The organism is Streptomyces sp. NBC_00670 (assembly GCF_036226765.1).
In the GTDB taxonomy this organism is placed as follows: Bacteria; Actinomycetota; Actinomycetes; order Streptomycetales; family Streptomycetaceae; genus Streptomyces.
Genome location: NZ_CP109017.1, coordinates 6,298,270 through 6,312,352 on the forward strand (window position 1 = coordinate 6,298,270; position 14,083 = coordinate 6,312,352).

At 73.6% G+C, this 14,083-nt stretch carries 12 protein-coding genes; 6 read left to right on the top strand and 6 right to left on the bottom strand.

Annotation, left to right across the window (positions count from 1 at the left end):
* Positions 1 to 46: 46 nt before the first annotated feature.
* The 4 genes from OIE12_RS27760 to OIE12_RS27775 all read right to left on the bottom strand — a co-directional run bounded on the left by OIE12_RS27760 (position 47) and on the right by OIE12_RS27775 (position 5,844).
* Positions 47 to 1,465, bottom strand: a complete 1,419-nt coding sequence (locus OIE12_RS27760) for a glycoside hydrolase family 16 protein (RefSeq protein ID WP_329139916.1) — start codon at positions 1,463 to 1,465, stop codon at positions 47 to 49.
* Positions 1,466 to 1,696: 231 nt separating this feature from the next.
* Positions 1,697 to 4,009 carry a protein translocase subunit SecD gene (secD, locus tag OIE12_RS27765; RefSeq protein WP_329139918.1) on the bottom strand — a complete coding sequence of 771 codons (2,313 nt, stop codon included), beginning with the start codon at positions 4,007 to 4,009 and terminating at the stop codon, positions 1,697 to 1,699.
* 146 nt (positions 4,010 to 4,155) lie between these two features.
* A complete protein-coding gene (locus tag OIE12_RS27770) occupies positions 4,156 to 4,836 on the bottom strand; it encodes a response regulator transcription factor (RefSeq protein WP_329139920.1) in 681 nt (226 codons plus the stop codon).
* A 3-nt stretch (positions 4,837 to 4,839) separates the two neighbouring features.
* The gene (locus OIE12_RS27775; RefSeq protein WP_329139921.1) at positions 4,840 to 5,844 is read right to left on the bottom strand and encodes a HAMP domain-containing sensor histidine kinase; all 1,005 of its coding nucleotides are present in this window, start codon (positions 5,842 to 5,844) and stop codon (positions 4,840 to 4,842) included.
* A 467-nt stretch (positions 5,845 to 6,311) separates the two neighbouring features.
* On the opposite strand from OIE12_RS27775, the gene OIE12_RS27780 reads away from it, so the two are divergent.
* The 4 genes from OIE12_RS27780 to OIE12_RS27795 all read left to right on the top strand — a co-directional run bounded on the left by OIE12_RS27780 (position 6,312) and on the right by OIE12_RS27795 (position 8,687).
* The gene (locus tag OIE12_RS27780) at positions 6,312 to 6,641 is read left to right on the top strand and encodes a TraR/DksA C4-type zinc finger protein (RefSeq protein WP_329139923.1); all 330 of its coding nucleotides are present in this window, start codon (positions 6,312 to 6,314) and stop codon (positions 6,639 to 6,641) included.
* 185 nt (positions 6,642 to 6,826) lie between these two features.
* The gene (locus OIE12_RS27785; RefSeq protein ID WP_329139925.1) at positions 6,827 to 7,201 is read left to right on the top strand and encodes a TraR/DksA family transcriptional regulator; all 375 of its coding nucleotides are present in this window, start codon (positions 6,827 to 6,829) and stop codon (positions 7,199 to 7,201) included.
* Entirely contained in the window at positions 7,198 to 8,001 is an 804-nt protein-coding gene (locus OIE12_RS27790; RefSeq protein WP_329139928.1) for a rod shape-determining protein, read from the top strand. Before OIE12_RS27785 ends, OIE12_RS27790 begins: the two co-directional genes overlap by 4 nt.
* A 65-nt stretch (positions 8,002 to 8,066) precedes the next feature.
* Complete coding sequence (locus OIE12_RS27795; protein ID WP_329139930.1) at positions 8,067 to 8,687, top strand: Rv1733c family protein; 621 nt, start codon at positions 8,067 to 8,069, stop codon at positions 8,685 to 8,687.
* 141 nt (positions 8,688 to 8,828) lie between these two features.
* Here OIE12_RS27795 and OIE12_RS27800 read toward each other — a convergent pair whose 3' ends face one another.
* Positions 8,829 to 9,590, bottom strand: coding sequence for an IclR family transcriptional regulator (locus tag OIE12_RS27800; protein ID WP_329142272.1), 762 nt, complete (start codon positions 9,588 to 9,590; stop codon positions 8,829 to 8,831).
* Between the two features lie 312 nt (positions 9,591 to 9,902).
* Here OIE12_RS27800 and OIE12_RS27805 point away from each other — a divergent pair, with 312 nt between their 5' ends.
* Complete coding sequence (locus OIE12_RS27805) at positions 9,903 to 11,249, top strand: 6-phospho-beta-glucosidase (RefSeq protein WP_329139932.1); 1,347 nt, start codon at positions 9,903 to 9,905, stop codon at positions 11,247 to 11,249.
* A gap of 174 nt (positions 11,250 to 11,423) precedes the next feature.
* Positions 11,424 to 12,311 carry a sulfotransferase family protein gene (locus OIE12_RS27810; protein ID WP_329139934.1) on the top strand — a complete coding sequence of 296 codons (888 nt, stop codon included), beginning with the start codon at positions 11,424 to 11,426 and terminating at the stop codon, positions 12,309 to 12,311.
* A gap of 22 nt (positions 12,312 to 12,333) precedes the next feature.
* Here the strand turns inward: OIE12_RS27810 and OIE12_RS27815 are convergent, their stop codons facing one another.
* A complete protein-coding gene (locus OIE12_RS27815; protein WP_329142274.1) occupies positions 12,334 to 14,007 on the bottom strand; it encodes a carbohydrate binding domain-containing protein in 1,674 nt (557 codons plus the stop codon).
* Positions 14,008 to 14,083 lie beyond the last annotated feature (76 nt).

The window sequence follows — 14,083 nt, forward strand, 5'->3', positions numbered from 1 at the left end:
GGACGCCGGGAGCCCGGGGGCGGGCAGGGGCGGCGGGGGTTGCACCTCAGTGGCCGAAGGTGAACCAGTTGACGTTGACGAAGTCGGCCGGCTGGCCGCTGGTGAAGGTCAGGTAGACGTCATGCGTCCCCGTCACCCCACTGATGTTCGCCGGCACCGTCCGCCAGCTCTGCCAGCCCCCCGTGTTCGCCAGCGCGAAACTCCCGATCGGCGCCGCGCTGCGGCTGTCCAGCCGTACTTCGACCAGACCGCTCACCCCGCTCCCCGCCCCGCTCGCGACCCGCGCACTGAACTGGTGCGCCGCGCTGGACCCGAAGTTGACGCCCTTGTAGAGCGCCCAGTCCCCGTTCGCGACCGCGCCGATGTTCTGGCCGCCGCCGCTGTCGGACGTGGACTCCGTGAACGTCCCCGACTGGCTGTCGAACGACTCCGCCTGGATCGTCCCGTAGGCATCCCGGTTCCCGGTCGGCGGCGGGGTGGTACCGCTCCCATCGCCCGAGGACGACAGCACCTGCACATAGTCCACGGTCATCGGGTGCCCCGGCTCCGTGCCGGCGTCCGGACCGCCGCCGAAGGCGCCCGGGAAGCCCCCGCCCATCGCGACGTTGAGAATCACGAAGTAGCCGTGGTTCGTGGCGTTCGCCCACGTCGTCGCGTCGACCTGATTGGCCCGCACGGTGTGGAAGTTGACCCCGTCGAGGTAGAACCGCACCTCCTCCGGGCTCGTCGACCTGTCCCACTCCATCGCGTAGGTGTGGAACCCGGCCTGGCAGGTGGTGCCGCTGCACGGGGTCGAACCGCCGATGCCGGTCGTCTCGTTGCAGGGGCCGCCCGGGTTGGTGCCGCAGTGCATCGTGGCCCAGTCGGTGTTGAGCCCCTGGACGTTCTCCATGATGTCCAGCTCACCGACGGCCGGCCAGTTCTGGTAGTTGCCGCGGAACGGGGCGCCCAGCGTCCAGAACGCCGGCCAGTAGCCCTTGGCCGCCGCGCCGGTGACGTTGGGCAGCTGGATGCGGGCCTGCACCCGCAGCTTCCCGCCGGCCGGCGGCTGGAAGTCGGTGCGGCGGGTCTCGATGCGGCCGGAGGTCCAGTGCCCGGAGGCGTCGCGGCGCGGGGTGATCTGCAGATTGCCGGCCCCGTCGAGCGCGACGTTGCTGGTGCTGGAGGTCATCGTCTCGACCTCGCCCGTGCCCCAGTTGGCGGCGCCGCCGGGGTACGAAGTGCCCGTGTCGTACTGCCAGTTGTTGGTGTCGACCCCGGTGCCCGCGGCACCGTTGAAGTCGTCCAGGAAGACCTGGGACCAGCCCGCCGGGGGAGTGGGCGCCGAGGCGCTGGCGGAACCGGTGGTGGCGGTCGCCGCGGCGGCCGCCAGGCCCAGGGTGCCGATGACGGCGACGAGCGCGCGCCGCAGTGAACGGCGTCTGTGGTGGGTCCGGCGGCTGCCGGAGGAGGATGTCTCGGTCATCTGATGAATGCCTCTTCACGTACGGGGAGTGGGGGTACGCGGGTGGTGCATGCACTCCGGGAGCCTGCTGAGAGCGCTCTCAGAGCGCGCGCTCAATGTGCTCTCCGGTGCCCCGGCCGTCAAGAGGTAAAGCGGGGAAATCACTTTCCGTGTGCGGGAGTTCAAGGAGTGAAGGGGGCGGTAGGGGGCGGTACGGGATGCACCGCCCCCTTCGTCTCGTCGCCTCCCCGGTCAGGACGCCCGGGACGGCGTACGGGCGCCCCGCGCGCCCTCGGAGCCGCCGTCGCGCCGTCCGCCGCGCCCGCCGGACCCTCGCGTCTCGCGGCCCTGTAGCGCCACGGCCAGCGGGGTCGCCGTGAAGACCGACGAGTACGTGCCCACCACGATGCCGATGAGCAGGGCCAGCGCGAAGTCCGTCAACGTGTCGCCGCCCAGCACCACCAGGGCGACCAGGATGAACAGCGCCCCGATCCCCGTGTTGACGGTCCGTGGCAGGGTGCTGAGGACCGCCGAGTTGGCGATCCTCACGAAGGGTCCGCTCCGGTCGCCGGCGGTGAGTTCGCGGACCCGGTCGAAGACGACGACGGAGTCGTTGACCGAGTAGCCGATGACCGTGAGCAGGGCCGCCAGGAAGACGCCGTCGAGCGGCTTGCCGAGCCAGGCGAACACCCCGATCAGCAGGACGACGTCATGGGCGAGCGCCACCACGGCCGAGGTCGCGTACGTCCAGCGGAACCGTACGGCGAGATACAGCAGTTGGGTCGCGAGGGCGGCGCCGAGGGCGAGCAGCGCGTTGGTGCGCAGTTCGTCGCCGAGGCTGGGCCCGATCATCTCGTCGCGCACCTTCGCCGTCTTCCCGCCGAGTTCGCCGACGGCCTCCCGTACCTCCCGCTCCTCGGCGTCGGTCAGATCGGTCGTACGGACGGTGAGATCGCCGTCGGCGGAGGAGTGCACGACCGCGCGCGGGAACCCGGCGTCCGCGAGCGCCTCCCGGGCGTCGTCGGCGGAGACGGTGCGGGGGGTGGAGTACTCGATGAGCCGGCCGCCGGTGAACTCCACTCCCAGCTCCACCCCGCGCATCGCGATGCCCGCCGTCGCCAGCACCAGCGCGACCCCCGACACGGCCAGCCAGCGCCGCGGCCGCCGCATCAGATCCGGGTCGCGGCGGCCCAGCCAGGCCCGCACCCGCCCCGTGCGGTCGATGCCGGACCACGCCGGACGCGTGCGCACCGCACGCCGGTTGACGGCGAACTCGGCCAGCACCCGGGTGATGACCAGCGCGCTGAACATCGACGCCAGCACCCCGATGCAGAGGGTGACACCGAAGCCGCGCACCGGCCCCGAGGCGAGGAAGAACAGCAGTCCGGCCGCGATCAGCGTGGTGATGTTGGAGTCCGCGATCGCGCTGAACGCCTTGCGGAAGCCCACGTTGAGCGCCGTGCGCGGGGTCGTGCTCCGGCGCGCGGTGTACTCCTCCCGCGCCCGTTCGAAGACCAGGACGTTGGCGTCCACCGCCATGCCGATCGCCAGCACGAAGCCGGCCAGCCCCGGCAGGGTGAGCGTGGCGCCGAGCGCGGCCAGGGCGGCGTAGGAGACGAGGGCGTAGCAGGCCAGCGCGAGGGTGGCGAGCGCGCCGAGCAGCCGGTAGACGACGATCACGAACAGCGAGGTCAGCGCCGCGCCGATGACGGCGGCCCACGCGCTCGCGGTGATCGCCTCCGCGCCCAGGGTGGGGCCGATCGTGCGCTGCTCGATCGTCTCCACCGGCACGGGCAGCGCCCCGCCGTTGACCAGCAGCGCCAGCTCCTTCGCCTCGCTGTCGGAGAACCCGCCGGTGATCTGCGTCGAGCCGCCCGCGATCCCCGTGCCGCAGGAGACCGACGGGTCGACCTGGGGCGAGGAGATGATCTCGTCGTCGAGGACGATGGCCACCCGGCGGGCCGGGTCCCCGGCCGGGTTGCACGCGGCCTCACCGGTCAGCTTCGCCCACAGGTCGCTGCCCTTGCCGCCGAAGTCCACGGTGACGAACCAGCCCACCGCCTGCTGCGGGTCGATCCGGCCCTCGGCGCCCTTGACGTGCTCGCCGGTCATCGCGGCCGGACCGAGCCGCAGCCGCTGCCCGTCCTCGTCGGCCAGGACGCGCCCGCCGGAGGAGCCCGAGTCCTGCTGGGCGGCGGTGCCGAGGACGGGGTGGAACGTCATCTGTGCGGTGCGGCCGAGGACGTCGGCGGCCTGGCGCGGATCCTGCACGCCCGGCAGCTCGACGATGATCCGGTCCTCGCCGGAGCGGACCAGGTTGGGTTCCGACACCCCCAGTCCGTCGATCCGGCGGCGCAGCACCTCCAGGGCCCGGTCGGTGGCGTCCGCGTCCGCCTTCGCGGTGTCCGAGTCGCGGGTCTGCAGCACGATCTGCGTGCCGCCGCGCAGGTCGAGCCCCAGCCGGGGCGGGACGGTGAGCGCGATGTACACGGACAGGGCCAGGACGACGAGGGCCAGGACGGCCCGCACACGGGAGGCGCGTTGCACGCGGTCGACGCGTTTCACAGGAGGGCTCCAGCCGTACGGCTTGTGGGTAGGTACGGATACGGGTACGGGGTATGGGTATGCAGGTCGGCGCGCGAGGTCGTCCGACGCGTGCCGTGCCGGTGTGTCAGGGGGGAGCGGGCCGGGGTGGGAGCCCGGCCGGACGGTCAGGGTTCGACCAGGCCCGCCCGGATGGCGTACCGGGTCAGTTCCAGGCGGTCCCGCAGGCCGAGCTTGTGCAGCAGGTTCGCCCGGTGGCGCTGGACGGTCTTGATGCTGATGAACAGGGTGTCGGCGATCTCCTTGGAGGAGTGGCCCTCCGCGATCAGCTTGAGGACCTCCTCCTCGCGCGGCGTCAGCACGCTGTCCGGGGCCTCGTCGCCCGAGCGGACCCGGTCCAGGAAGTTGCGGATCAGCGCCGTGACCGCGCCCGGGTACAGGAACGGCTCGCCCCGTACCGCAGCGCGGCAGGCCTCGACCAGGTCGCGGTCGGCCACCGACTTCAGGACGTAGCCGCACGCGCCGGCCTTGAGGGCCTGGAAGAAGTACTGCTCGTTGTCGTACATGCTCAGCATGAGGATGCGCAGGTCGGGCTGGAGCTGGGAGAGCTCCCGGGCGGCCTGGAGTCCGGTCATGCGCGGCATGGCGACGTCCAGGATCGCGAGGTCGGGGCGGTGGGTTCGGGCGGCCTGGACGGCCTCGGCGCCGTCACCGGCCTCCGCGACGACCTCGAAGTCGGGTTCGCCCTCCAGGATGAGCCGCACCCCGCGGCGCACCAGGGCGTGGTCGTCGGCCAGCAGGATGCGGGTGCGGGTGGCGGCGGCCGGTGGGGTGGTCGGTTCGGTCATGGGTCAGGCGTTCTTCCGGGTGGGTGCGGCGGGGGCGGGCGGCGGCTCGGTCGGGGCGGGGGGCACGGTCGTGGTGGGCACGGTCAGCAGGAGCCGGGTGCCGCCCTCGGGGGCGGGGGAGAGGTCGAGGGCGGCGCCCAGCAGCAGGGCGCGCTCCCGCATGCCGCGGATGCCGGCGCCCTCCCGGGCCGGGCCGATGCCACGGCCGTCGTCGGTGATCTCCAGGACGACGGCGGTGCCGGTGCGGCGCAGGGCGAGCACGGCGCACTCCGCCTCCGCGTGCCGGGCGATGTTCGTCAGGCCCTCCTGGGCGACCCGGTAGAGCACCAGCTCCGCCTCCCGGTCCAGCGGGGGCAGCCCGTTCTCCAGCCGGCGCACGACCCGCAGTCCGGTGTGGGTGGCGAAGTCGGTGGCGAGCGAGGTGAGCGCGGCGATCAGGCCGAGGTCCTCCAGCACGCCGGGACGCAGCCGGCGGGCCAGCCGGCGCACCTCGTCCAGGCTCTCCCGGGTGATCTCCTGCGCCTGCCGCAGATCCTCGCGGAGCGGTTCCGGTGCCTGGTCGGCGGCGCGCTTCAGGCCGAGCAGCACGGCGGTCAGGCTCTGGCCGACCTCGTCGTGCAGCTCGGCGGCGATCCGGCGCCGCTCGGCCTCCTGGGCGGACAGCACGCGGGCGCTGGAGGTGGCGCGCTCGGTCTCCAGCCGGTCCAGCATCGCGTTGAACGTGCGGATCAGCTCCGCGACGCCGCTCTGCGCGGGGACGGGCAGCCGCTGCCCCGGGCGCAGCAGATCGACGGTGGACATCAGCCGCGACAGCCGCTCCAGCGGGGCCAGGCCGATGCGGAGCAGGGCGGCGTTGGCCACCAGCATCACCGCGAGGCCGGCCAGCAGGATCACGGCCTCGGTCAGCACCACCGGCACCGAGACGGTCACCGGGGCCCACAGCAGGAGCGCGGTGGCCGCGCCCAGGACGAGGGCGTTCAGGCCGAAGATCCGCCAGAACAGGGACACCGGGGGTCATGCCTTCCGTCGTTGTCATCGGGTACGCGCTCGGTCGTGCGGTACGTGCTCGGTCGTTCGGTACGTGTCGGGTGTGCGCGTACGTCCACTATCGCCGTTCGCGGGCGGCCACCGGCCGTGGGGTCACGGAGGGTGGGGTGGCGCGGTGGCCGCCCCAGTGCCAAGACTGCCGTGCCGGGCGGGCGGGGGTCGATGGGGAGCGGGCCCCATCTGCGTGGCGCGCGGGGGCCGGGGGGCCCGTCGGAGTGCACTGCGCGACCCACCGGAAATGGGGTCCGCGACCGATGGCCCGTTCAGGGGTGGTCGACGAGGGTGGAGGGCGAGCGGGGAGACCGTCAGCTTCCCGCCCGGCTCCCGGGGCGCCCGTCGGCCCCGGTCGGGGTCGGTCCGTCCGACGTGAGGGACGGACGGGCCGGCCCGGGCCCCGGAGCCGCTTTTCGTGGAAAGGACCTGTTGCGATGTCGCTGGACACCGCCCGCGCCGGCTCGTCCGCCGGGCGTCTGAGCATGCACGAGGCCCGGCAGCGCCTGGAGCACGAGCGCAACACGCGGCTCGCGCAGTTGGAGGCGTTGCGCGAGGGGCAGGGGGACGCGGTCGCCGACGACCTGGTGTCGGCGCAGCGGATGGCTGTGCGGAGGGCGCTGAAGGACATCGAGGCGGCGTTCGGGAGGCTGGAGGACGGGTCCTACGGGGTGTGCGGGGGGTGTGCGAAGCCGATTCCGGTGGAGCGGCTGGAGATCCTTCCCTATGCGGGGTCGTGCGTGCCGTGTGCGCAGCGGGTGGGGTGACGAGGGTTTCTTCGCCCCCGCCGCCCCTACCCTTCCCGTCCCTTCAAGGGGCTCCGCCCCTTGGACCCCGGGGTGCGGGTGGGTGGGGGCTTCTCGCGCAGTTCCCCGCGCCCCTTGAAAGCAGGGGGCGGCCGGGGTTCGTAGGCAGCCGTCCGCGTCGCGTCCCGTTCGGAGAGGGGTAAGCGATGGAGCATCAGGTCGTTGTCGGTGGTGTCAATGCCGGGATCGGGCCCGGGGAGCTGGGTGGGTTGCGGGAGGGTCTGGTCGAGCAGCGGGCGTTTCGGCTCGATCAGCTCGCGCAGCTCGGGCATGTCGCGCCCGCGCGGGCCCAGCGGGCCCGGGAGCGGGGCGTGCCCTCGCAGCTGGAGGTGCACGTCAAGCTGTGTGCGTCCGCCCGCATGGTGCTCGCCGACGTCGAGGCCGCCCTCGCCCGGATGGACGAGGGCAGCTACGGACTCTGCCTGCGCTGCGGCCACCCCATGGACCTGCCCCGCCTCCGCATCGTCCCCCAGGCGCGCTACTGCGCCCCCTGCCACCGGACCAGGGAGGTGAACCGGTGACGTCCGCACGGCGCGAGCCCGCGTGGCGGGCGCTGCGGCGCTCCTCGGGCCTCGCGCTCGACCTCGGCAGCGCCCGGACGCGCGTCTGGACCCGGGCACACACCATCCTCGACGCGCCCACGGTCTCGTTCGGTCCCGCGGACGACGCCGGTGTCGTCCGCCCCGTCGAGCGCGGTGCCATCGTCGACTCCGACGGGGCCGCGCGGCTGCTCACCCGGCTGCTCGCCCCCCGCGTCCCCCGGTACGCCCGCCCCGTGATCGTGTGCACCACCCCGGTGCTCGGCGGTGCGGAGCACCGGGCGGAGCTCGCCGCGGTGCTGGCCGGGCTGCGGCCGCGCAGCGTGCTGGCGATCGACACCGTCCGTGCGCTCGCGCTCGCGGCCGGTGCCGACCTGTCCCGGCCGCTGCTCGTCGTCGACCTCGGTGCCCAGCTCACCGAGGTCGCCCTGCTGTGCGACGGCACCGTCTCCGCCGCCCGCCGCGTGGAACACGGCACCGGCGATCTGCCGACACTGACCGCGAGGCGACTGGCCGACCGGGTCACCGAGGCGGTCACCGGCCTCGTGCGGGAGGACCCCCGCCCGGAGTTCGTCGACGCGCTCGCACGGGGACCGCTGCTCGGCGGGGGCGGCGCGCTGCGCCCGGAGCTGGTCCACCGGCTCGCCCGGCAGCTCAACACCTCCGTCCGGCCGGTGCCCCGGCCGCACACCGCCGCCGTGCGTGGGGCGGCCGCCGCGCTGGACTCGGCGCGGCGCCATCCCGTCCTGGCGACACCGGTCGGCCCGGCGGGCCCCGCCTGACCGTCGGGGGCCGGCCGCCCCGTCCGTCCCGTCCGTCCTGTCCGATGTCGTACGAAGGAGGCGACATGCCCGACCTCGTTCCGCGTGCCGAACCGCCGCCGGCCGTTTCCGCCGACCGCTGGTGGCGCTGGCGCCCCGGCCCGCTGCGCCGGCCCGGGGACCTGCTCCTTGCCTGGGCCGGACTGCTGCTGGGCGCGGTGGTCGCCGCGGCCACGCCGCTGACCGGGTACGCCGTCGGCACCGCCGTGTACGACCGGGCGACGCACAGCGCCCGCGCGCAGGTCGACGCCGGGCGGCACACCACCGCCGTACTGGTCCAGGACGTGCCCCGGCACCCGGAGCCCGGGTCGGAGGAGGAGCAGGAGAGCCGCTACCCGGCAAAGGTGCGGTACACCACGGCCGACGGGACGGTCCGCACCGCCACCGCCGAGGTGGCGCCCGGGCTCACGGCGGGGGACCGGGTACGGGTGTGGACGGACGCGGCGGGCGCGCTCGCCGAGCCGCCGCTCACGGCGGAGCAGATCCGCAGCCGGGCCATCGGGTCCGGGATTCTCGCGGGAGCCGGGGTGCTGGTGCTGGGACGGCTGGCGTACATGGCTGCCGCGTGGGCGGTGCGGCGGCGGCGGATCGCGGCGTGGGGGTGCGAGTGGGAGCGGGTCGCGAGCCGGTGGACGGCCCGGCCGTGAGGGGGGTGCGCGGCTCGTGTGCGCCGCAGGCCCGTCGTCGAAGAAGATCCGCGTCCGTGGAACCCGGCCGCCGATTCCCCCCTCTTCACGGTCGGAAGCCGCACGGCGCACTCCCCCCGCGCCGTGCGGCTTCCGTGTCGCTCAGGGCGTTGCCGGGCGCCACCCCAGGGCGCGGCTGATGCCGCGGGCGGCCAGGCGTACGGTCGGGGTGAGCGCCGGGAGGTGGACGTCGTCGAGGGGGACGACGAGCGACACCGCCGCCGTCACCCGGCCGTCCGGGCCGCGGACCGGTGCCGCCACCGAGACCGCGTCGTCGGTGATCTGGCGGCTGCTCACCGCCACGCCCGCGCGGCGCACCTCGGCGAGCCGGCGGCGCAGTTGGGCCGGGTCGGTGACCGTGTGCGGGGTGAACGCGGCGAGCGGGCCGGCGCAGTACTCCTCCTGCACGGACTGGTCGCTGTGGGCCAGCAGGGCGAGCCCCACGCCGGTGGCGTGCAGGGGCCAGCGGGCGCCGACACGGATGTGCACGCCCACGGCGCTGCGGCCGGACAGCCACTCGATGTACACGACCTCGCCGCCGTCGCGGACGGCCAGCTGCACGTTCTCGTGCGTGGCCTCGTAGAGGTCCTCGAGGTACGGGAGCGCGACCTGCCGCAGCGCGAGGCCGCGCGGGGCGAGCGCGGCGACCTCCCAGAGCCGCAGGCCGACGTGGTACACGCCGGCCCCGTCCCGCTCCAGCGCGCCCCACGCGGTGAGCGCGCCGACGAGACGGTGGGTGGTGGTGAGCGGGAGCGCCGCGCGGCGGGCGATCTCGGAGAGGGAGAGGGCGGGATGCGCGTGATCGAACGCGGCGAGCACGGAGAGAAGCCGGTCGGGGGCGGAGCGGGGTGGCTGTTCGACGATGACGGTTCCTTCGGCGCGGGCTGGGACGACGCGGGCGGCCCCCACAGCATGCCGCAGGAAGGCCGGACGGCCGGAGGAGGGGGAGGGGGAGAGGGCTTGGGGTACGTGGCCGGGTGCGCGGCCCCGCGCCCTTCAGGGGCGCGGGGAACTGCGCGACCAGCCCCCCACCCACCCGCACTCCCCACCCAACCCCACCCACCCGAGCTCCCCCGGGGTCCAAGGGGCGGAGCCCCTTGTCAAGGATGGGAAGGGTAAGGGCGGCGGGGGCGAGGAAAATGAGGGGAGCCCAACCCGTACGAACCGGAAGGCTTCATGAAGCTCACCCTCCTCGGCGGGGGCGGATTCCGCGTGCCCCTCGTCCACGCCGCCCTCCTCGCCGACACCGAAAACCCCCACCGCATCACCCACCTCACCCTCCACGACCTCGACCCCACCCGCCTCACCGCCATCACCCGCGTCCTGGCCGACCAGGCCACCCAGCACCCAGAGCACACCCGCCTCACCGTCACCTCCACCACCGACCTCGACGAAGCCCTCCGCGGCGCGGACTTCGTGTTCTCCGCCATCCGCGTCGGCGGCCTCGAAGGCCGCGCGAACGACGAGCGCGTCGCGCTCGCCGAGGGCGTCCTCGGCCAGGAGACCGTCGGCGCCGGCGGCATCGCCTACGGCCTGCGCACCGTCCCCGTCGCCACCGACCTCGCCCGCCGCATCGCCCGCCTCGCCCCCGACGCCTGGGTCATCAACTTCACCAACCCCGCGGGCCTCGTCACCGAGGCCATGTCCCACCACCTCGGCGACCGTGTCCTCGGCATCTGCGACTCCCCCGTCGGCCTCGGCCGCCGCATCGCCCGTACCCTCGGCGCCGACCCCGCCACCGCGTGGATCGACTACGTCGGCCTCAACCACCTCGGCTGGGTCCGCGGCCTCCACGTCGACGGCCGCGACGAACTCCCGCGCCTGCTCGCCGACCCCGCCCTGCTCGGCTCCTTCGAGGAGGGCAGGCTCTTCGGCCCCGACTGGCTGCGCTCCCTCGGCGCGATCCCCAACGAATACCTGCACTACTACTACTTCAACCGCGAGACCGTCCGCGCCTACCAGGAGGTGGAGAAGACCCGCGGCGCCTTCCTCCTCGACCAGCAGGCCGACTTCTACGCCCGCGCCGCCCGCCCGGACATCCCCGCCCTCGACCTGTGGGACCGCACCCGCGCCGAACGCGAGGCCACCTACATGGCGGAGAACCGGGAGACCGCCGGCGCCGGCGAGCGCGCCGCCGAGGACCTCTCCGGCGGCTACGAGAACGTCGCCCTCGCCCTGATGCGGGCCATCGCCCGCGACGAACGCGCCACCCTCATCCTCAACGTCCGCAACGGCACCACCCTCGCCGCCCTGGACGCCGACGCCGTCATCGAGGTGCCCTGCCTGGTCGACGCGAACGGCGCGCACCCGGTCGCCGTCGACCCGCTGCCCGGCCACGCCACGGCACTGGTGTGCGCGGTGAAGGCGGTCGAGCGCGAGGTGCTGTCGGCGGCCGCGTCCGGGTCCCGTACGACCGCGGTGAAGGCGTTCGCCCTGCACCCGCTCGTCGACTCGGTCGACGTCGCCCGCAGGCTGGTGGAGGGGTACACCGCCGTCCACCCGGGCCTGGCCTATCTGCGGTAGCCCGCCGGACGCGCGTTCCCATGAAACATTAAGAGAGCGGTAAGTGCGCAGGTCACCACCGGTGCGCCGGCCGCCGCGGCCCCCGCGCTTCGCCTCCGCGTCACCTTCCCTTCGCCCGCCGCCCCTGCAATGCGGAGCAGCAGACGAAGGCGCGCGAGGGAAGGGAGCGGCACCGTGCGGGACCCCCGGCTCACAGTGATCGGCAAGGGACTGAGGCGGCGCGGCAGACTGGTGATGCAGGCCGTGAGCCCGCCGCGCCGCACCCTGGACGCCGTACCCGGCCCGCGCACCCCGGAGACCGCCGCGTACACCGCGCCGTGCGCCCCGCGGCTGGTGTCCTCGCCGGTCTTCGTGCTCTCCTCGGTCCGCTCCGGTTCGACCCTGCTGCGGGTCCTGCTCAACAGCCACAGCCGGATCCGCGCCCCGCACGAGATGCATCTGCGCACCCTGCACGTGCGTCTGTCCCGGGACTTCACCGCCGAGGCCATGAAGGCGCTGGAACTGGACCGCGCGGAGCTGGAGCACGTCCTCTGGGACCGGGTGCTGCACCTCGAACTCGCCCGCAGCGGCAAGGACGTCATCGTCGACAAGACCCCGGCCAACACCCTCATCTGGCCCCGGCTGCGCCGGTGCTGGCCCGACGCCCGGTACATCCTGCTGCTGCGCGAGCCCGGCGCGGTCGTCACCTCGCTCACCAGCCGCCGCACCGACCCCGACCACGCCGCGATCCGCGCCGAGGTGCTGGAGTACGCCGAGAAACTGGAGGAGGCCCGGCAGCACCTCGACCCGCACGTGCTGACGTACGAGGAGCTCACCGCCGACCCCGAACGGGCCACCCGGGCGCTGTGCGGGTATCTCGATGTGCCGTGGGAGCCCGGCATGCTCGACTACGGCAGCAAGGACCACGGCACCTTCCGCCCGCAGCTCGGCGACTGGAGCGGCACCCTGAAGTCCGGTCGCGTCCAGCGGGCCCGTCCCGCCGACCCGGAGGCCGAACTGCCGCCCAGGCTGAGGGAGTTGGCACGGAAGTGGGGGTACCCGGAGCGGGTACCCCCACGCTGAGCCGGACGCCGGAGCGCGGGTCTCAGCCCGTGAAACCGGCCGTGATCGAGGTGAACTGCCAGTCGCTCTGGGAGATCCCGGAGCAGTTGCTCACCACGCCGCCGCCCGCGCACGGCCGGTCGCGGTTGACCGCCCAGTACGCCAGCCGCGCGATGTGGTGCGAGTTGGCCCAGTCCCGGATCGACGTCCAGATCGCCGGGGTGGTGTTCTCCTGCTGGTCGGAGAGGCCGTTCATGCCGGAGATGCCGATGTGGGAGTAGGCGGTGGCGTCGTCCCACCCGAAGGTCGACTTCAGCTTGGCCTTCAGGCCCTCGGCGGCGTTCACCGTGTTGCCGTACATGTCGGAGCCGCCGCCGAAGTCGAACGGCATGATGGTGAAGACGTCGATTCCGGCGTCGAGCGACTTGGCCTGCTCGATGAGCCGGTTGCCGTAGTAGGTCGGCCCGGTCGTCGAGGTGCCGAAGGTGACGATGGTCTTGAGGCCCGGGTTGTTCGCCTTGACCGTCTTCAGCGCGGTGAGGATCCGCGCCTGGACGGCCTCGTTCTCGAACTCGTCCGTGTTCTCGATGTCCATGTCGATCGCCTTGAGCGAGTAGGCGTCGATCACCTTCTGCAGCGCCCCGGCGAGCGCGCCCGCGGAGGAGCAGTTGGCGCCGAGCTTGCTGCCCTGCCAGCCGCCGAACGAGGGCACGATGTCGCCGCCGGCCGAGCGGATCTGGTTGATGGTGCTCTGGTCGACGCCGCCGGTCAGCGCCCGGCTGCCGTCCCAGGCGGGGTTGCAGCCGCCCGAGTCGAGCATGAACGCCATCGTGTACCACTTGATGCCGGTCGCGCTCATCACCGAGGTCGCGCTCGGCGGGTCGCCCCAGCCGAGGTAGAGGTAGGGCGCCGCCTGCTTGAAGCCGGTGCCGCTGCCACTGCCCGCGCTGGTGGTGACGCTCACGGAGTTGGAGGCCGCCGAGGTGTTCCCGGCCGCGTCCCGCGCCTTGACGGTGAACGTGTAGGCGGTGCTCGCCGACAGCCCGCCGACGGTGGCGCTGGTGCCGGAGACGCTGAGCACCTGGTTGCCGCCGCTGTAGACGTCGTAGCCGGTGACGCCCACGTTGTCCGAGGCCGCCGACCAGGACAGCGAGACGCTGGAGGACGTCTTGCCGGTCGACGTCAGGTTCGTCGGCGCGCTGGGCGCCTGGGTGTCGGAGCTGTTGCCGCCGCCCGGGCCGTCGAGCGCGATGTCGTCGGCGTAGTAGGTGCCCTGGGCGTACCAGCCGTGGACGTACAGCTTCACGCTGGTCTGGGAGGCGCCGGTGGTGAACGGCACCTTCAGCTGGCTGTACGTGGAGGGCGAGGAGGTCCACGTGGAGGCGCCGCCGTCGACGCCGAGGTAGACGTACGAGCCCCGGACCCAACCGCTCAGCGTGTAGGCGGTGTTGGGCTGGACGGAAACGGTCTGGGTGCACTGGGCGTTGTCACTGGAGGTGACCGCGCCCGCGAGGGCCTTGGAGCCGCCGTGCACCGGGGAGGAGACGACCGAGCCGAGGTTGCCGGAACAGGACCAGGGGGAGAGGGAGCCCGACTCGAAGCCGGGGTTGGACAGGACGTTGGCCGCGTGGGCCGTGCCGGGTACCGCGAGGGCCCCGGCGAGGGCCAGCGCGGCGGAGCCGAGCACGGCGACGAGGGCGCGTCTGGAGCGCCCCAGGAAACCTGACGAGGCTGACGATGAGCGAGGAGTGCGCACGCGATCTCCCTGTGGGGAATGGGGAATTCGGGAGTGC